Source organism: Okeania sp. SIO2C2 (assembly GCF_010692625.1).
In the GTDB taxonomy this organism is placed as follows: domain Bacteria; phylum Cyanobacteriota; class Cyanobacteriia; order Cyanobacteriales; family Microcoleaceae; genus Okeania; species Okeania hirsuta.
On sequence record NZ_JAAHGM010000052.1, the window covers coordinates 1 to 20449 of the forward strand.

At 35.8% G+C, this 20449-nt stretch carries 17 protein-coding genes; 5 read left to right on the forward strand and 12 right to left on the reverse strand.

The window, feature by feature from the left end:
* Window positions 1-421 precede the first annotated feature (421 nt).
* From F6K18_RS27690 to F6K18_RS27700, 3 genes are all read left to right on the forward strand, one after another.
* Window positions 422-580, forward strand: coding sequence for an ATP-binding protein (locus F6K18_RS27690; RefSeq protein WP_287525640.1), 159 nt, complete (start codon window positions 422-424; stop codon window positions 578-580).
* Between the two features lie 351 nt (window positions 581-931).
* Window positions 932-1444 carry a hypothetical protein gene (locus F6K18_RS27695; protein WP_287525586.1) on the forward strand — a complete coding sequence of 171 codons (513 nt, stop codon included), beginning with the start codon at window positions 932-934 and terminating at the stop codon, window positions 1442-1444.
* Window positions 1437-2654 (forward strand): FAD-dependent oxidoreductase, encoded by a 1218-nt coding sequence (locus F6K18_RS27700; RefSeq protein WP_287525588.1) that lies wholly within the window; start codon window positions 1437-1439, stop codon window positions 2652-2654. Before F6K18_RS27695 ends, F6K18_RS27700 begins: the two co-directional genes overlap by 8 nt.
* A 129-nt stretch (window positions 2655-2783) precedes the next feature.
* On the opposite strand, the gene F6K18_RS27705 is transcribed toward F6K18_RS27700, so the two are convergent.
* The 11 genes from F6K18_RS27705 to F6K18_RS27755 form a co-directional block, all read right to left on the reverse strand.
* The gene (locus F6K18_RS27705) at window positions 2784-3212 is read right to left on the reverse strand and encodes an AAA family ATPase (protein WP_287525590.1); all 429 of its coding nucleotides are present in this window, start codon (window positions 3210-3212) and stop codon (window positions 2784-2786) included.
* Window positions 3213-3241: 29 nt separating this feature from the next.
* Entirely contained in the window at window positions 3242-4147 is a 906-nt protein-coding gene (locus F6K18_RS27710) for a sulfotransferase domain-containing protein (protein WP_287525592.1), read from the reverse strand.
* Window positions 4148-4454: 307 nt separating this feature from the next.
* Window positions 4455-5306: a sulfotransferase domain-containing protein gene (locus F6K18_RS27715; RefSeq protein ID WP_287525594.1), complete on the reverse strand. Its 852-nt coding sequence runs from the start codon at window positions 5304-5306 to the stop codon at window positions 4455-4457.
* Window positions 5307-5534: 228 nt separating this feature from the next.
* Window positions 5535-6440, reverse strand: coding sequence for a sulfotransferase domain-containing protein (locus F6K18_RS27720; RefSeq protein ID WP_287525596.1), 906 nt, complete (start codon window positions 6438-6440; stop codon window positions 5535-5537).
* A 342-nt stretch (window positions 6441-6782) separates the two neighbouring features.
* Window positions 6783-7688, reverse strand: coding sequence for a sulfotransferase domain-containing protein (locus F6K18_RS27725; RefSeq protein WP_287525598.1), 906 nt, complete (start codon window positions 7686-7688; stop codon window positions 6783-6785).
* A 475-nt stretch (window positions 7689-8163) separates the two neighbouring features.
* Window positions 8164-9069 (reverse strand): sulfotransferase domain-containing protein, encoded by a 906-nt coding sequence (locus F6K18_RS27730; RefSeq protein WP_287525600.1) that lies wholly within the window; start codon window positions 9067-9069, stop codon window positions 8164-8166.
* 786 nt (window positions 9070-9855) lie between these two features.
* Window positions 9856-10593 (reverse strand): SDR family oxidoreductase, encoded by a 738-nt coding sequence (locus F6K18_RS27735; protein ID WP_287525602.1) that lies wholly within the window; start codon window positions 10591-10593, stop codon window positions 9856-9858.
* Complete coding sequence (locus tag F6K18_RS27740; protein ID WP_287525604.1) at window positions 10553-11359, reverse strand: SDR family oxidoreductase; 807 nt, start codon at window positions 11357-11359, stop codon at window positions 10553-10555. Before F6K18_RS27740 ends, F6K18_RS27735 begins: the two co-directional genes overlap by 41 nt.
* 237 nt (window positions 11360-11596) lie before the next feature.
* Entirely contained in the window at window positions 11597-12370 is a 774-nt protein-coding gene (locus F6K18_RS27745; protein ID WP_287525606.1) for an SDR family oxidoreductase, read from the reverse strand.
* A 163-nt stretch (window positions 12371-12533) separates the two neighbouring features.
* Window positions 12534-13271: an SDR family oxidoreductase gene (locus F6K18_RS27750; protein WP_287525608.1), complete on the reverse strand. Its 738-nt coding sequence runs from the start codon at window positions 13269-13271 to the stop codon at window positions 12534-12536.
* A gap of 231 nt (window positions 13272-13502) precedes the next feature.
* Entirely contained in the window at window positions 13503-14246 is a 744-nt protein-coding gene (locus F6K18_RS27755; protein WP_287525641.1) for an SDR family oxidoreductase, read from the reverse strand.
* Window positions 14247-14451: 205 nt separating this feature from the next.
* On the opposite strand from F6K18_RS27755, the gene F6K18_RS27760 reads away from it, so the two are divergent.
* Complete coding sequence (locus tag F6K18_RS27760) at window positions 14452-16296, forward strand: fatty acyl-AMP ligase (protein WP_287525609.1); 1845 nt, start codon at window positions 14452-14454, stop codon at window positions 16294-16296.
* Window positions 16297-16984: 688 nt separating this feature from the next.
* Window positions 16985-18598 carry an aminotransferase class I/II-fold pyridoxal phosphate-dependent enzyme gene (locus tag F6K18_RS27765; protein WP_287525611.1) on the forward strand — a complete coding sequence of 538 codons (1614 nt, stop codon included), beginning with the start codon at window positions 16985-16987 and terminating at the stop codon, window positions 18596-18598.
* A gap of 391 nt (window positions 18599-18989) precedes the next feature.
* On the opposite strand, the gene F6K18_RS27770 is transcribed toward F6K18_RS27765, so the two are convergent.
* A complete protein-coding gene (locus tag F6K18_RS27770) occupies window positions 18990-20411 on the reverse strand; it encodes an NAD(P)/FAD-dependent oxidoreductase (protein WP_287525613.1) in 1422 nt (473 codons plus the stop codon).
* Window positions 20412-20449: the final 38 nt, after the last annotated feature.

Genomic DNA, 20449 nt, shown 5'->3' on the forward strand with positions numbered 1-20449 from the left:
GTGGAATCGATTTTTGTTTGTAGGTGTCTTTATCTCCCCCTCTCCCCACCTCCCCACCTCCCCATCTCCCCACCTCCCCATCTCCCCCTCTCCCCCTCTCCCCATCTCCCCATTCCCCATCTCCCCATCTCCCCATCTCCCCATCTCCCCATCTAAAACACCATTTCAGTTGACGCATTAGACGAAGCAAGTGAAGGCAAAATTTACGCTGACATTGAAGTCAACAATAATCGCATTACTATTCAACCTATCCCACTAATAAGATTTTTGCTAAAAACCCTAAATGTTTTGAGAGTTAAAAACCAAAAATTCAGTCTTTTAAACACATTTTACTTAAAGAAATAAGTTTGTTAAAAATAGTGGGATAGGTTCTTAGTACGAAATTAAGTTAAGTACTGAGAAAAATATGACGGTGGTATAAATTGCGGATAATCGTCAAGGAATTAGTGAAAAAGTGCACTCAAAAATATTCAAGCAGGGATTTACAACAAAAGGGGTGGGCAAAGGAACAAGGTTAGGACTGGCGATCGCGTGGCAAATTATCGTAGAAAAACATGGCGGAACAATAACTTTTAAGTGAGAATTAGATAAACGCACAGAATTGATTATTTCTCTTCCTTTGATTTAAAATGATTGATTGAATGGAAGAGAAAAAAGTGGGGTGCATCTCAATTTTGAATAAAGCCAAAAAAATATTGCTTTTAGGGAACAGGGAACAGGGAACAGGGAACAGGGAATATATAGTAAAAAAGTATTTTTGCAAATATGAGAACCACCCAAAAAGTGATTGCTCACCCTCCTGTTTTTGTTAATATTAAACGGTAAAAAAGATTAGTCATTTTTTTGTCGTATTATTTCAATTTGATTCAATTTTATACTATAAAACTATGATAAAATTAATTCATACTCACTTAACTAAAACCATCTATATATGCAGCTTAAAACTATTTGGCAATTAGGTAGCAATAATCCAGAAAATCCAAATAATCTAGACACTATCCGTCAATGGTGGGCAGCCATAGCTGACACCGAAATTACCTGGCGACAGCGACTTATTCCTGATAGTGGAGATATTTCAGAACTTGATTGGGAACCTCAAAGATTTGATGAAATATTTCTCATTTCTCAACCAGAAATTCGCGGGATTACTCTTTATTGGCAGAAACCTAATTCTCCTACAGAAAGCAATACAACTGTGCAAAAATTAGAACTACATCATACTCGTCAGGAATTATATATTTTTCCTAAATCTCAACAACAATTGGTAATTAGAGTTGCATTGCCAGAGATAAAATATCAAAGAATTGAAATTAATAATCCCGCAGTTTTAGTCGAAAAAAATATTATCTTATTTCAGGATGCAACGCAATTATTAGAAGTACAAATTAAACTAACACCAGAACAGTTAAATCAATTGAAAGAAAAACTTAAAGAAAATGACTAATCATACCCATGAAATTATTGATGTACAGCAAACAACTTGTTGCATAGTTGGTGGCGGACCAGCAGGAGTTGTATTAGGATTACTATTAGCGCGTCAAGGTATCCCAGTTACTCTGCTGGAATTACATCAAGACTTCGATCGCGACTTTCGAGGAGATACTATTCATCCTTCCGTAATGGAAATAATGGCACAAATAGGTTTAGCTGACCGTTTGTTAGAGTTACCCCATTCCAAAGTTCGCACACTCAAGTTAAATTCTCCCACTGGTGACATTACTCTGACTGACTTCAGTCGCTTAAAAACTGCATATCCGTATATTACTATCCTCCCACAAGCAAAATTTTTAGATTTTATTGCTACTAAGGCGCAACAGTATCCCAATTTTAATTTAATCATGGGTGCAAACGTACAGGAAATTATTGAAGAGGATCGAGTAGTGAGTGGGATACGTTATCGGGGTCATGGAGGTTGGCACGAAGTTCGAGCATTATTAACAGTGGGAGCAGATGGTCGTTTCTCCCGAATGCGTCAGTTAGCAGGTTTTGAACCAATTAAAACTTCCCCACCAATGGATGTAATGTGGTTTCGTTTGCCACGCAAGTCAGAGGAACCTAATGGTTTATCAGGTCGTGTGGGTAATGGCAAAATGGTAGTTTTGCTCGATCGCTCAGATTTTTGGCAAGTAGGTTATATGATTTCTAAGGGTGCTTTCGCACAACTGCGTACTGCTGGTATAGATTTTTTGCGCAAGTCTTTGGTTGAGTTAGTGCCAGAATTTAGCGATCGTTCCCATCTATTGCAGGATTGGTCTCAGATTGCTTTTTTGTCTGTAGAGTCTAGTCGTCTTCCTCAATGGTATCGTCCAGGTTTACTACTCATTGGTGATGCTGCTCATGTTATGTCTCCGGTAGGTGGGGTAGGTATTAACTATGCCATTCAAGATGCAGTTGTAGCAACAAATATTCTCAGTGAACCCCTGAAACGCGGGAGTTGGCATTTGTGGGATTTGGCAGAAGTCCAGCGCCAACGAGAATTTCCCACCAGAGTTATTCAATGGTTTCAGGGGTTAGCTCAAAAACGAATGATTGCTCGTGCGCTGAATCAAAATCAGCAGTTTACTATTCCTGCTTTTTTGCAGTTGCCAATACTGCGGGATATTCTAGCACGGTTGATTGCATTTGGCATTGCACCTGTACGTTTGAATAGTTAAATTTTATAGCGGTTTTCATTTGGGTAGACCACAGACGTTCCATGGAACGTCCCTACAGGTTTGTACAGATAATTTAACAGTTTTAATAGAGGAGTTGCTATTTCCAAAACCTCCTTTTTTTTGTGCTAATTATTTTTGATGTCCTATCAACTGATTGAACTGAACGTAATCTGGGGAATTGATTTTTAACATATTTTCTGGAGTATCGTGAATATCATCTTTAGATTTAGATTGTGTTGGTTTCTTAGAAATTTTGATATCCTTAAAACTAACAAAACGGTATTCATAATCATCAAGAAAACTTTGTTTCTCCCAAAATAACTTACCAATTGCTTGACAATAATCAACAAAACACTTCGCCCCTTTAAGTTGCTGAATAATCTCCTTCTCTTTCGATGTCTTTTTTCTTCCCTTCATTTTCCAAGTAGACAAAAATCCAAATAAAGCATAAGTAGCATAAGTCTTGCCAGTATTGTTACCTCCACAAATAATTGTCATATCGGCAACAGTAAATTCAGCTTGCTTTAATACACCAAGATTTTGGATTTTAATTTTCATTCTTTTAATATCTACTGAATAGTTAAACTTTAATGATTTGATGGTTTAAGTAATACAACTTTCCCATCAGGCAAATTAAGATTTTCTGGGAATTTTTCTGGTAATTCTGGGAGAGTATCTATTTGACTATTCAGTGGATAATTTAATAGTTTTAAGAGAGGAGTTGCCATTTCCAATACTTCCTCTTTTTGTGCATCAGTGAGAATATCTACCCACTGTGCCAATTGACCTTTTCTGATATGATTAGGACTATCTTTTTTCATGCTATTCAATGATACTTTTTCTTTGATTTCAGCTCTAGCTTTTTCATCTAAATCAATTTCCAAATATTCTAAAATTTTGTCTAGCTCTCTGTCGAAATTATGTACCAATCTTTCATAAAAAACAAAGTGAATATTCAAATATTTCTGATATTTTAAATATGCTCCTACATGATTCATCCAGTCAGAAACAATTGTTTTCAGGTTGTTGTTTAAATAAGTTTCTGGATCGGTTTCATCAGAAATGATATAAGGGTAATATCTTTGCATATAAGGAGAAAATACAAAATTAGACCAAGAAATTAATACATCTCTGGGGTCACGAACAATATATACCACCTTGTCAAATTTTTGTATAATATTTACAACATTACTACTCATCGGAGCATGAGTCCAAACTACACTACAGCTATTAATATAACCATCTATATCATCAACTGGGTATCTAAATACATTACCTAGTCTATAAAATACAGCATTTTTTGTAATATCTAAAAAATTAATATTGATTTGCCCTTTGAACAGATTCAGATTTAATTTTTTAGCAGCTTCATATATGGGTTGATTTTGGATAAAACTTTCATATTGAAAATCACTATAATCAATAATATTATGTAAGATTGTATGTAGCCAAAAGTTGCCACTTTTAATTAGCCCAGCTTTTAGGATGTGCATAGTCTTCTCCTGATTAATTAATTGTAGTAAAAATAATTAAGCTATCCCACTAATAATGTTTTTGCTAAAAAGCTTAACTATTGTCATAAATAAAAACAAGAAATAAAATTTTTCAGGCAAATTTTACTCAAAGAAATAAGTATTTTTAGAATAGTGGGATAGGTTCATTAGTCTTGAACCTGTGCTGCGGGATATTCCGGTACGGTTGCTTGATTGTGTTTCCAATTTTTTCTGTACGTTTGAATAGTTAAATTTAATGATTAGACGGTTTGAGTAATACCACTTTCCCATCAGGTAAATTAAAATTTTATGGGATTTTTTCTGGTAATTCTGGCAGGGAATCTATTTGATTATTCAACGGATAATTTAACAGCTTTAATAGAGGAGTTGTAATTTCCAAAACTTTCTCTTTTTGTGCATCAGTCAGAATCTCTACCCACTGTCCTAATTTTCCTTTTATGAGGTGATTTTGACTATCTTTCTTCATATAATTAAATGATACTTTTTCTTGAATCTCACCTTTAGCTTTTTCGTCTAAATCAATTTCCAAATATTCTAATATTTTTTCTAGCTCCCGGTCAAAATTATCTAGCAATCTTTCATAAAAAACAAAATGAATATGCAAATATTTCTGATGTTTTAAATATCCTCCTACATGATTCATCCAGTCAGAAACAATTGTTTTCAGGTTGTTGTTTAAATAAGTTTCTGGATCGGTTTCATCAACAGTAAAAAAAGGAAAATATCTTCTGACATAAGGAGTAAATACAAAATTAGACCAAGAAATTGATACATCTCTAGGGTCACGAATAATATATATCACCTTGTCAAATTTTTGCATAATAGTTAAAGCATTGCTACTCATCTGGGAATGACTCCAGACCAAAGTAGAGCTATTAATATAATCATCCATATCATCAACTGGATATCTAAATATATTACTTATTCTATAAAATGCAGCATTTTTGGTAATATCTAAACAATTAATACTAATCTGCCCTTTTAACTGATTTATATCCCAAGTTTTAGCAAGTTCATATATAGGTTGATTTTCAATGAAGCTTTTATACTCAAAATCACTATAATCAATAATATTATGTAAGATTGTATGGAGCCAAAAGTTGCCACTTTTAATTACCCCAGCTTTGAGGATGTGCATAGTTTTCTCCTGATTAATTAATTGTAGTAAAAATTATTAGCCCTGAACCTGTGCTGCGGGATATTCCGCCACGGTTGATTGCCTTTAGAATTTTACCTGTGGGTTTGAATAGATAAATTTTTAGGACTTACGCAAAAAAAACCGGTTTCTAAGATAAATCGTTGTTTTGAGCAATAGACATCTACGATAAACCGGGTTTGGGGGGTTCCCCTGCGTAAAGTCCTGATTTTAAGAATTAGGTGGTTTAAGTAACATCACTTTCCCATCTGGTAAATTAATATTTTCTGGTAATTTATCAGGTAACTCTGGCAGAGAATCTGTTTGATTATTCAGTGGATAATTTAACAACTTTAATAGAGGATTTGCTATTCCCAAAACCTCTTCTTTTTGCGAATCTGTTAAAATATCTACCCACTGTCCTAACTTACCTTTTCTTAGATGATTTGGACTCTCTTTCTTCATGTGATTAAATGAGACTTTTTCTTTAATCTCACCTCTGGCTTTTTCGTCTAATTCTATTCCCAAATATTCTAATATTTTTTCTAGCTCTCGGCCAAAATCATGGAGTAATCTTTCATAAAACACAAAATGAATCTTCAAATCTTTCTGATGTTTTAAATATGCTCCCACATGATTCATCCAGTCAGAAACAATTGTGTTCAGATGATTGTTTAAATAAGTTTCTGGGTTAGTTTCATCAACAGTGAAAAAAGGGTAATATTTTTGCATATAAGAAGAAAATACATAATTAGACCAAGAAATTAATATATCTCTGGGCTCACGAACTATATATATCACCTTGTCAAATTTTTGCATAATACTTAAAGCATTACTACTCATCTGAGCATGAGTCCAAACCAAAGTAGAGCTATTAATATAATCATCCATATCATCAACTGGATATCTAAATATATTACTTATTCTATAAAATGCAGCATTTTTGGTAATATCTAAACAATTAATACTAATCTGCCCTTTTATCTGATTAATATCCCATGTTTTAGCAAGTTCATATATAGGTTGATTTTGAATAAAACTTTTATACTCAACATCACTATAATCAATAATATTATTTAAGATTGTATGTAACCAAAAGGTCCCACTTTTAGGTAATCCAATTTTAAGAATGTGCATAGCGTCCTCCTGATTAATTAATTGTAGTAAAAATTATTAGTGCTGGAACCTTTGCTACAGCATATTCCAACCCAGTTGATTGCCTTGGGAATTTCGCCTGTGAGGGTTGGTTAATTCCATGAATGGAATTTTTTGGGGTAATCCCCTCATAATTGGTCTGACCAAAAAATCAGGTCTCAAGCCTCCCCTTTTAAGGGGATGAAAAAAATATCCGATTCAGTATTTCCAGCCTCTGGTTTTCCTAGGTCATGCTGCGCAAACAGCCAGAGGTACTAATAACTGATAACTGATAACTGATAACTGAAATTACCAACCCTTACCTGTGGATTGAATCGTTTAATTTTAATGGTTTGATGGTTTCATTAACACCACTTTCCCATCTGGTAAATTAATATTTTCCGGTAATTTTTCTGGTAATTCTGGTAGGGAATCTATTTGATTATTAACTGGATAACTTAATAGTTTTAAGAGAGGAGTTGTAATTTCCAAAACTTTCTCTTTTTGTGCATCAGTCAGAATCTCTGCCCACTGTCCTAATTTTCCTTTTATGAGGTGATTTTGACTATCTTTCTTCATATAATTAAATGATACTTTTTCTTGAATCTCACCTTTAGCTTTTTCGTCTAAATCAATTTCCAAATATTCTAAAATTTTTTCTAGCTCCCGGTCAAAATTATCTAGCAATCTTTCATAAAAAACAAAATGAATATTCAAATCTTTCTGATGTTTTAAATATCCTCCTACATGATTCATCCAATCAGAAATAATTGTTGTCAGATTATTGTTTAAATAAGTTTCTGAATCAGTTTCATCAACAGTTAAAAAAGGGTAATATCTTCTTACATAATAAGTAAATACAAAATTAGACCAAGAAATTGATACATCTCTAGGGTCGCGAATAATATATATCACCTTGTCAAATTTTTGCATAATACTTAAAGCATTACTACTCATCTGGGAATGACTCCAGACCAAAGTAGAGCTATTAATATAATCATCCATATCATCAACTGGATATCTAAATATATTACTTATTCTATAAAATGCAGTATTTTTGGTAATATCTAAACAATTATTCTTAATCTGCCCAGGGAACTGATTTAGATCCCAAGTTTTAGCAAGTTCATATATGGGTTGATTTTGAATAAAGCTTTTATACTCAAGACCGCTATGCTCAATAATGTTATGTAAGATTGTATGTAGCCAAAAGTTGCCGCTTTTATGTAGCCCAATTTTAAGAATGTGCATAGCGTCCTCCTGATTAATTAATTGTAGTAAAAATTATTAGTGCTGGAACCTTGCTACAACATATTCCAACCCAGTTGATTGCCTTGGGAATTTCGCCTGTGAGGGTTGGTTAATTCCATAAATGGAATTTTTTGGGGTAATCCCCTCGTCATTGGTCTGACTGAGTTAGGCAGAGTGGTGCTCGCGCAAGTCAGAACTTAGAACTCAGAAGTAATCTCTGAGATTGTTTCAGGATTTAGCAATGTCCTAACGTATTTGCGTAGTGCTATACCTCTACAGATATCCCAATCAATTACCGAAAAAGAAGGTCTAAAGCCTCCCCTTTCAAGGGGAAAAAAAATATCCGATTTAGTATTTCAAACCTCTGGTACTGGTAATAGCTGCGAGGTACTGATAACTGATAACTGATAACTGATAACTGATAACTGATAACTGAAATTACCAACCCTTACCCGTGAGTTTGAATAATTTAATTTTAATGATTAGATGGTTTAAGTATCACCACTTTCCCATCTGGTAAATTAATATTTTCGGGTAATTTTTCAGGCAATGCTGGTAGAGAGTCTACTTGACTATTTAGTGGATAATTTAACAACTTTAATAGAGGAGTTGCCATTTGCAAAACCTCCTCTTTTTGTGCATCTGTTAAAATATCTACCCACTGTCCTAATTGACCTTTTCTTAGATGATTTGGACTCTCTTTCTTCATCTGATTAAATGATACTTTTTCTTTAATCTCACCTCTAGCTTTTGCGTCTAATTCAATTTCCAAATATTCTAATATTTCTTCTAACTCTCGGTCAAAATCATCTAGCAATCTTTCATAAAAAACAAAATGAATATTCAAATCTTTCTGATATTTTAAATATGCTCCTACATGATTCATCCAATCATTGATGATTGTTTTCAGGTTGTTGTTTAAATAACTTTCTGAATCTATTTCATCAGAAATAACATAAGGGTAATATCTTTTTATATAAGGAGTAAATACAAAATTAGACCAAGAAATTAATAAATCTCTAGGGTCACGAACAATATATACCAGCTTGTCAAATTTTTGTATAACATTTAAAGCATTACTACTCATCTGAGCATGAGTCCAAACCAAAGTAGAGCCATTAATATAATCATCTATATCATCAACTGGATATCTAAATATATTACCTATTCTATAAAATAGAGCATTTTTTGTAATATCTAAAACATCAATACTAACTCTATCTTTTATTTGATTGAGTCCCCAAGTTTTAGCAATTTCATATATGGGTTGATTTTCAATAAAGCTTTCATACTTAAGACCGCTATGCTCAATAATGTTATGTAAAATTGTATGTAACCAAAAATTACCACTTTTCGCCAAACCAATTTTGAGAATGTGCATACTGTTCTCCCGATTAATTAATTGTAGTAAAAGTTATTAGGATTAAACCTATAATATAGAGAGTATATCTAAATAAAATTAAGCCTTTATCTAGGCTAAGTTATGGTGGAATTATTCCACACTAATGATACGATATTTTATAATCCGCCATAACCAAGCAAATATTAGTCATTTGATGTTGTTTTTAGATTTTTTTTACCTAAGAATTAATAATTAGGGTTTGCTTATGGAAAGTCTTTTTGCGATGGTAGGGAGTAGAGAGTAGTGAAGAGTTAGGATTTAGGGGAGTTCTAGAAAAACTGGTCATTCATAATCCACCCTGACTTTTTCTGTCATAATGATTCCAAAATCTTCACTTTTTCCGCTCCACCAACCGAAAAGCTGCTACTTTTTCAGCACCTAAAATTCTTCAAACCTTTATCTCTAAATGCTTTGAGATTTAATCAGCAAGCCCTAATTAAATAATTAAATAATTAAATCATTCAGGTTTAAAGCCTCCCCTTTCAAGGGGAAATAAGAAAAAATTTTCCTTTTATTCAATCCTCTTCCTTTTAGGGAGAGGTAATTATCAATTATCAATTATCCATTATCCATTATTGAAAGATATCTTCTATAGGAATGAGTGCTCAGGTATTTACAATGTCCAGATCAAAGTGCAGTCAGCGAAAAGGTCTACAAAAAATAATGTGTAAATATGCCAGCGCAGATTGCTATAGAATATTGCAATATTGCAGGACAAAAATTGGCTTGCCCTTGATATTTCGCCTATAAGTTTGAATTAATAATTCACCTTGGTTTGTAACAAGGATTTATATTAATGCTACAGCCACCATCTACAAAAAGAGTCTGCCCAGTCATATAACCTGCCTCTTCTGAAAACAAAAAACCAATAGTTGCAGCTACCTCTGAAGGTTGACCAAAGCGTTCCATTGGCACCCCACTTATACACTGCTTTCTCAATTCACTTCCAGGTGGGCAAATACGTTGAGTCTTTTCTGTCTCAATGGGCCCAGGAGCAACAGCATTAACAGTTATCCCACTCTTGACCAACTCCAAAGCCCAGGTGCGAGTCATACCAAGCATTCCTGCTTTGGCTATAGCATAACTTGTGCGGTTTTGCACTCCCAAACTAGCGATACTAGAAACATTAACAATACGACCCCACTTTTTTGCCTTCATTGATGGCACCACTGCTTGCACAGTTTGGATCGCAACACGCAAATTTAAGTCAATAACTCCCTCGAAGTTATCAAGTGTTAACTCTTCTAGTGGCTGTGGGTTTATTACTGCTACATTATTGAGCACTCCATCAAAAGCATATTGTTTCGTTAAATTAGCCATAGTTTCTGTTGTGCCATGGCGATCGCTCAGATCGACTGTAAAAAATTCACCAGGAAAGGGTTTTTCTGGAACATGACGTGCTAGGCCAATTACTAGGTGTCCTTGTTTGGCCAGGTATTCTGCTGTAGAGAAACCTATTCCCCTACTTGCACCTGTGATTAGGGTAATGTGTTGTTCTGTCATTTTTCTTGAGAGTAAAATAATAATTATCTTGCCTTATAATAAGGAAAGGATGTATATCCATACTACAACCACCATCGACAAAAAGAGTTTGCCCAGTAATATAACCTGCCTCTTCTGAAAAGAAAAAACCAATAGTTGCAGCTACCTCCAAAGGTTGACCAAAACGCCTCATTGGTATCCCATTTATACACCGCTGTTCAACTTCACTTCCAGGTGGGCAAATGCGTTTAGCCATTTCTGTTTCTATTCCTCCAGGAGCAACAAAATTAACAGTTATCCCACTTGAAACTAACTCCAAAGCCCAAGTGCGAGCCAAACTAATCATTCCGGCTTTTGCTATAGTATAACTGGTCCGGTCTTGCGCTCCTAAAGCAGCGATACTAGAAATATTAACAATACGTCCCCACTTTTTCGCCTTCATTGATGGCACCACTGCTTGCACAGTTTGTATCGCAACACGCAAATTTAAGTCAATAACTGCCTCGAAGTTATCCAGTGTTACCTCCTCCAATGGTTGTGGATGTACTATTCCTACATTATTTACCACTCCATCAAAAGAATATTGCTTGGTTAAATTAGCAAGAGTTTTTGTTGTAGCGTGGCGATCGCTCAGATCGACTGTAAAAAATTCACCAGGAAAGGTCTTTTCAGGGGTGTGACGTGCTAGGCCAATTACTAGATGTCCTTTTTTTGCCAGATATTCTGCTGTAGACAAACCTATTCCCCGACTTGCACCAGTAATTAAGGTTATATGTTGTTGTGTCATTTTATTTGAGACTTTAACTACAAATTGACTATAGTTTGACAAGCTCAGATTAATTTATAGTGGAAATTATCAGGACTTACGCAAAGGCACTATTTATAGAGTCCAATAACTATTGGACAATAGTTAGGAGTGCTATATATAGCGTATCTGCGTAAGTCCTATTATAAATTAATCAGGCTATTACAGATTTGTGCAAATGCTAGACCTAACCAGGAAATATAACTGCAACTATTTAAACTATTTAACAGTATAACCACCATCTATTGTGAGGGAATGACCTGTTATAAAACTAGCTGCATCGGAACATAACCAAACCACAGCATTAGCTACTTCTTCTGGTTGACCGAAACGACCAATAGGGTGTGCTGCTACAGCTTGTTCTCTAGCTTCTCTATCATCTAGTAGATTCCAAGCACGATCAACCATGTCAGTTTGAATTACAGCAGGACAAACACTATTAATTCTAATACCTGCTGTCGCTTGTTCCAAAGCAACAGCTTTTGTTAACCCTATTACACCATGTTTACTAGCACAGTAAATTGAACCATTAGGAACACCAACTAATCCTGCTACAGAAGCATTATTTACTATTGCTCCCCCACCATTTTTTAACATTTGTGGAATCTGATATTTCATTGATAACCAAACTCCTTTAAGATTGGTATTAATAACCTGATTCCAATTTTCTTCACTTTGTTCAATACTAGGTCCTAATATCCCTTCTCTACCTGCATTATTGAAGGCATAATCTAAACGATTATAAGTATTAATTGTTTGATTAACTAAGTTTTCAACTTCAGTAGCTTGAGTAATATCTGTTTTGACAAAGATAGCTTCACTACCCATTTCTTGAATCATTCCCACTGTTTCTTGACTTTCTTTTTCCCTACGACTACCAATCACTACTTTTGATCCTTTCTTAGCAAAGGCTAGGGCAGTAGCTCTACCAATACCCGAACTACCTCCTGTGATTAGAGTAACTTTTCCTTCAAATTCTTTAATCAGATTCATTGCTTTTATTCTTTTAATAATATGATCATGTTCAAACTAATACTAGTATTTATAGTGCTTTTATTACATGAAAATTTCAAAAAATTATCAATAATTATATCTTGATTTTGTACCTTTTAAATTAGATTGTTCAATAACTTCTGACTTCTGACTTCTGACTTCGTTATCTTGCCTTGTAATAAGGATGTATATCAATAGTACAACCACCATCTACAAACAGAGTCTGCCCAGTAATATAACCTGCTTCTTCAGAAAAGAAAAAGCCAATGCTTGCAGCTACCTCCGAAGGTTTACCAAAGCGACCTATTGGCACCCCCCTTAAATAGCGCTTTTCCACTTCACTTCCTGATGGGTAATAATGTCTAAATAATTCTGTGTCAATGGGCCCGGGAGCAACAGCATTAACAGTTATCCCACTCTTGATCAACTCCAAGGCCCAAGTGCGAGTGAAACTAATCATTCCGGCCTTACTGACAGCATAAGTGCCACGGTTTTGCGCTCCCAAAGCAGCGATACTGGAAAGATTAACAATACGACCCCACTTTTTTGCCTTCATTGATGGCACCACTGCTTGCACAGTTTGGATAGCAACACGCAAATTTAAGTCAATAACTCTATCGAAATTATCCAGTGTTATTTCTTCTAGTAGCTCTGGGTGTGATATTCCTACATTATTTACAACTCCATCAAAAGCATACTGCTTGGTTAAATTAGCCAGAATTTCTGTTGTAGCATCGCGATCGCTCAGATCGACTGTAAAAAATTCACCAGGAAAGGTCTTTTCAGGAGTGTGGCGTGCTAGGCCAATTACTAGATGTCCTTTTTTTGCCAGATATTCTGCTGTAGACAAACCTATTCCCCGACTTGCACCAGTAATTAAGGTTATATGTTGTTGTGTCATTTTATTTGAGACTTTAACTACAAATTGACTATAGTTTGACAAGCTCAGATTAATTTATACAGGACTTACCCATGAATCCTATTGGTAGGGTGTGAAGCGCGGTAGCGTAACTGAGCGAAACCCTATATATGTTGTCAGTGCATAAGTCCTGTTATACTGGAAATCATAAATTAATGCGGTTCAGATCAGATTTGTGCAAATTATAGACCTAACCAGGAAATATAACTACAACTATTTCACAGTATAACCACCATCTATTGTGAGGGAATGACCTGTAATAAAACTAGCCGCATCGGAGCATAACCAAACAACAGCATTAGCTACTTCTTCTGGTTTACCTAAACGACCAATAGGGTGTGCTGCTGCCATTTGTACTTTACCTTCACTATCATCATCCTTGCCAAAAATACGGTCATTCATATCCGTTTGAATTACACCAGGACAAACACTATTAATTCTAATACCTGCTTCAGCTTGTTCCAAAGCAACAGCTTTTGTTAACCCTATTACACCATGTTTACTAGCACAGTAAATTGAACCATTAGGAACACCAACTAATCCAAATATAGAAGCATTATTTATTATTGCTCCCCCACCATTTTTTAACATTTGTGGAATTTGATATTTCATTGATAACCAAACTCCTTTAAGATTGGTATTAATAATCTGATTCCAATTTTCTTCAGTTTGTTCAATACTAGGTCCTAATATGCCTTCTGTGCCTGCATTATTGAAGGCATAATCTAAACGATTATAAGTATTAATTGTTTGATTAACTAAGTTTTCAACTTCAGTAGCTTGAGTAATATCTGTTTTGACAAAGATAGCTTCACTACCCATTTCTTTAACCATTGCTATTGTTTCTTGACTTTCTCTTTCCCTACGACTGGCGATCACTACTTTGGCTCCTTTTTTGGCAAAACCTAGGGCGGTAGCTCTACCAATACCTGAACTACCTCCTGTAATTAGAGCAATTTTTCCCTCAAATTATTTAATTAGATTCATTGCTTTTATCCTTTTCAAAACATGATTATGTTTAAACTAATCTTAGTATTTATTATAGTAGTTTTATTACAAAAAAAAATCTAATACACTTGGCTACTTATTCGTCCCTAAATCTGCGTTAAAATTGCTCTCGTGTCTTTCTTAATTATTGTTAGCTTTTTCTATCAAAAATCAAATGAATATTATAGATAAAAAAATTCAAACATTAGTAGATTTATTACAAAACAGAGCTATCGAAAATCCCAAACAAATAGCTTATACCTTTTTAGTAGATGGAGAAACAGACACAATTAGCTTCACCTATCAACAACTAGAACAACATTCACGGGCGATCGCTGCCTATCTCCAATCAGTATGTCCACCAGGAGAACGTGCTTTACTCATCTATCAACCGGGACTAGAGTATATTAGTGCCTTTTTTGGATGTCTTTATGCTGGAATTATTGCAGTTCCCGCCTATCCCCCTAGACCCAATCGCTCCCTGGCCCGCATTCAAACAATTATTAGGGATACAGAGGCCAAAGTAGCTCTAACAACTAAATCTATCATCTCCACTCTAGAACGTCGCGCCTCAGAAACCCCAGAATTTAATAGTTTAGGTTTGTTGGCCACTGACCATATTCCAGACAATTTTGCAGAAAAATGGCTTGAACCAAATATCAACGAAAATACCCTTGCCTTCCTCCAATATACATCCGGTTCCACAGCCACACCAAAAGGAGTAATGATTACTCACAATAACCTTTTGCATAACTCTAGTCTGATTCATCAATGTTTTGGACATTCTGTAGAAAGCAAAGGAGTAATTTGGCTACCTCCTTATCACGATATGGGTTTAATTGGTGGGATAGTACAACCTTTATATGGAGCATTTCCAGTAGTTTTAATGTCTCCGTTAATGTTTCTGCAAAGTCCGGTACGCTGGCTACAAGCTATTTCTCAACATCAAGGGACTACCAGTGGTGGACCTAACTTTGCTTACGATCTGTGTGTCCGTAAAATTAAGGCCGAACAGATGCAAAATTTGGATTTAAGTAGTTGGGAAGTAGCATTTAATGGTGCTGAACCAATTAGTGCCGACGTTTTAGAAAGATTTGCCAGAACTTTTGAAGTTTGTGGTTTCCGTCGAGAAGCTTTTTATCCTTGTTACGGGATGGCAGAAGCTACTCTGATAATTTCTGGAGGCGATAAACTTGCTCCACCAGTTCAAACTACTATTGCGACTAACGCATTAGAACAAAACCAGATCGTCTTAGTTTCTGAAACAGAAGGAACAAAAACATTAGTAGGTTGTGGTCAAACTTTGCCAGACCAACAGATTAAAATTGTCCATCCAGAAAAATTAACTCTCTGTGCTGAGGGTGAAGTTGGAGAAATTTGGGTATCAGGGCCAAGCATTGCTGAGGGTTATTGGCGCAAACCAGAAGAAACAAAGCAAACTTTTGAAGCTTTTATCACAGATGCTCTAACACCAAGAGCATTTATGAGAACTGGAGATTTAGGATTTTTAGAGGGAAATGAGTTATTTGTCACAGGTCGTCTGAAGGATGTGATTATTATTAATGGTCGGAATCACTATCCCCAAGACATTGAATGGACAGTCGAGCAAAGTCATCCCATGATTAGACCAGGTTGTGTGGCCGGGTTTTCAGTAGAGGTTGCTGGAGAAGAACATTTAGTAGTAGTGACTGAGGTAGAACGTAACTTTCGCCAACTGCTTCATGGAAGTCAAAAGTCAAAAGTCAAAAGTCAAAAGTATAACTCCACTAATGAATCTGTTGACTTGGTAAAGCTTGATTTTTTTAGTCAGCGTAATGGTAAGTCTGATACAGAAAATTTTGATAACTCTCAGGACTTAGTTAAATCTATCCAACGGTCTGTGTCAAGAAATCACGATTTACAGATTTATCAGATCCTGTTGCTTAAACCGGGAGCTATTCCCAAAACTTCTAGTGGAAAAGTTCAGCGTTATGCTTGTCGCGAAGGCTTTTTAGCCGGAACTCTACAAATATTTGAATAAGGAAGAAGGAAGAACCAACAAGGTAAACAGTATCACAACAGGAATTTAAAATTCTAAAATTCTGAGGTTACAGGTATAGTAAAAATTATACACAGGACTTACGCCAAGGTACTATATGTAGAGTTCAAAAACTATAACATTATAGTTTTTAACGCTATATATATGGTAGGCGTGCGTAAGTCCTAATCAAAGAAATATAGTCATATTATATGTTTCGTGACAACAGAACCGTAAAATGAACAATTAATGTCCAATAATTATTATCTAGATATGGCCTACGCTCCCGTCCTGTACTCTACCCTCGGTTAAAAATTTTAGCAATCAAAGTAGCTAAAGACAAGAATTACAAAGCATTTACGACTCCAAAACAATCTGGTGACTTCTTCCTTCTAACTTATAACTTCTAATGGCTGGTTATCCCTACTTCGTATAAGATCGTGGCACAATAACCATCATGCCTTCCCCAGTGTTTTTTTGGGAAGGTCAATCAGTTGAAATAGTTGGCTATTTCAGGTAATTGTGACAACTCAAAAGTTGCTCCCCATAACTCAGAAATTTGATTTCTGATTTTCCAGAGGGACTTTTTTACCCCAATATGTGCTATTGCATATAAGCTACTAGAAAAAACTGAGTGACAAGCAATTTTAATGTGGTGCAGGAGTGAACAATGAAACTGTTGAACCAGCTTATGAATGAGCAAGACAGCCAAAATCTGTCTTTAGTGAAGAACGATCAAGACCCTGCCTTGCAAGTCCCACAATCATCTCCAGTCAGAGATAATATTAAGTCCTGGTTGGTCTCCCAATTAGCTGAACGGCTAGAACTGGAAACCAATGAGATAGATATTGAGCGGGATTTTATTGATTATGGTCTTAACTCAATTGAAGTGGTCAATCTTTCTGGAGAACTAGAAAATCTCCTCGGTCGGCGACTTCCTCCAACTCTATTATTGGATTATCCTACTATTGAGGCTTTAGCTGAATATTTAGTGGAGGATACCACCCAGGATACAGGGCCAAATATTCACAAAAAATTAGAAGATGAGGCTGAGGTCTCAACTTCTAATCCAACTATTGAAACTGAAGAAATTCCTTTAGAGTATTATAACTTCGACCTATACCCAGAATATCTGCAACTGCAAAAGCAAATGGCAGAAATTAATGCTACAGGTATTGGTAACCCGTTTTTTATACCTCAAGAACGGATTAATAATAATACCACAGTTATAGGTGGTAGGGAATTGGTTAATTATGCCACCTACAATTATTTAGGTATGTGTGGTGACTCTTTAGTATCTAATGCTGCTAAGGAAGCTATCGATCGCTATGGTACTTCTGTTTCTGCCAGTAGGTTACTATCAGGAGAAAAGCCATTACATCAGGAATTGGAAAGAGAAATTGCTGATTTTATCGGCGTTGAGGATAGTATTGTTTATGTCGGGGGTCATGCCACTAATGTAACTACTATTAGTCATTTGTTTGGGCAAAATGATTTAATTCTCCATGACTCTTTGAGCCATAATAGTATTTTCCAAGGTTGTTTGTTATCAGGAGCAACTATTATTGCTTTTCCTCATAATGACTGGCAAGCTTTGGATAGGTTATTGAGCGATCGCCGTCATCGTTATAAACGGATACTTATTGCTATAGAAGGTGTATATAGTACAGATGGTGATATTCCAGATTTACCGAAATTTATAGAGATTAAACAACGTTACAAAGCTTTTCTGATGGTAGATGAGGCTCATTCTATCGGTACCATTGGCAAGCATGGTCGGGGTATTAGTGAGTATTTTGGGGTTGACCCCACTAATATTGATTTATGGATGGGTACTTTAAGTAAATCTTTTGCTAGTTGTGGTGGTTATATTGCTGGTAGCAAAGCATTAGTAGAATATCTTAAATATACTTCTCCAGGATTTGTCTATAGTGTAGGTATTTCCCCTCCAGATGCAGCATCAGTATTAGCAGCTATTCGTTTGTTGAAGGCGGAACCTGAAAGGGTGAGACAATTGCAAGAAAGGTCTCGACTATTTTTGGAATGCGCTCGCGAACGAGGTCTGAATACTGGTATGAGTAAAGATTCTCCAGTTATACCTATTATTGTGGGTGAGTCTATTAAATCTGTACTATTATCCCAAAATTTATTTAAGCGAGGGATTAATGTACCGTTTATGTTTTATCCGTCTGTGCCACACAATGCAGCCAGACTACGTTTTTTTATCACTTGTAATCATACAGATGAGCAAATTCGCTTCACTGTAGATACTCTTGCGGAAGAGCTGAGGAAGATGGATATTTAGTAGGTAATGGCTAATAGCTAATTATAAATAATACAATTAGCTATTAGCTATTCGGATTGACAAATGATATCAAATCCGGTTAAACAGTCATGGGTTGGTTAAGTCTTTAGGAGTCATATCAAATCCGGTTAAATAGCCATAGAATGGTTAAGTTAGGAGTCCTCAGGAGTCAACCCACCCCTCGCCCCTCCCCCTCCCAGGAGGGGAAGGACCTCCTCAGGAGGAGAAAGAATTACAAAGATAAACGTAGTTATGGCGATTGAAGATTTTTTTTATGTCCAATTAAACGGATTTGATATCAGGAGGAGAGAGAATCACAAAGATAAACGTAGTTATGACGATTCGAGATTTTTTTGATGTCCAATTCCCCCGGATTTGATCTGAAAGTGATTTAGCAAAGCAGTTTAGGAATATTTTGCTCTCGATCTGTTGAATCAAATTGTTGATTATTTTTGATTATCTGCCCCAAAATTTTTGCCATAATATCAGGTTGAAACAGAATTTTTGGAGATTGAGTCAGTTGCATGACTAATATATATTTTTGATAAACTTCCGGGTGCTGTACTGAAAGCAGCAATACCTGGTCTAAATATTGCTGTATTAATCTTGTCATCCATTCTGGTTTGCCACCTTCTGTACCTGGCCAACGTAAGTCTTCCGCAGTTGCCATTAACCAAGGGATAGAATTTACTTGAGCAAGTTGCTTCTGGAAACCCTTAGTGAACCCATTGAGACTAGGATGATTTTGCAAGCACTGGTCGAGAGCGATCGCTCCTAAAGCAGCTACAGTCATACCTTGACCATAAACAGGATTAAAGCAACATACTGCATCACCTATAGCAACAATACCATCTGGTAGTCTGGATAATTTCTCGTAATGACTGAGGCGATTTTCTGTACGTCGGTAGCTATAAACTGGGGAAATGGGTTGAGCATCTTTAATAAGTTCGTAGATGATGGGGGTTCGTAGACTACGGGCAAATTCTAGGAAACCAACTTCATCAGTAGGAGGATAATCTTTGTTGATACCATAAAGAGTAGTCACCCAAAAATTGTTTTCCACCGAATAAATTATCCCCGCACGTTGATCATTGGGTGGCTTTGTTGCTACTGCTAATACTTTCCAATCTGTCTGAAAACCCTCTGGGCACTTATACCATCTACTACTATAGCCCAAAAAAGAATTTATTACTGTTTCTTCAGGAGCTTGATAACCTAAAGCAGTTAACCACTTAGGTAGAGAGGAATTTCGCCCACTAGCATCAACAACTAAGTCGGCAGTTAAATCTTGTTCCTGAGAATTTGACTTTATTCGTACTCCTGTCACTCTGGAGTTACTAACGTTGCTGAGTAAGTTTTTTACCTGAGTGCTTTCTAGGAATTGCACGCTGTAATCAGCAGTTAATTGACGGCGTATTGACCACTCTAATAGATGCCGACTACAAAGACAACTTTTTATATCGGAACGAAACCGAGGTTGCCAACCAAATAAATTATACCAGGGAAATTCTGCTGCCCAATCAATTTTTAGGGAACCTGCAGTTTCCAAATCTTTGACTAAACCAGGAAACAGTTGCTCTAAAATTTGTTGACCTTTGGATAATAGTACATGGACATGATGACTTTGAGGTACTCCATGCCGAAATTGGGGATGTTCGGGAAAGCGATCACGCTCTACTATTGTTACTTGTTGAAAATGGTTTGTTAATACTCGCCCTGCTAATAACCCTGCGATACTACCACCAATTACAATTGCATGGTTACCTTTTGTAGGTTGTTGCTGTGAAATATTGATTTTGTCTGAGTAGATCATTATTTTTTGATAAAATTTAAGAATTTACAGTACCAAAG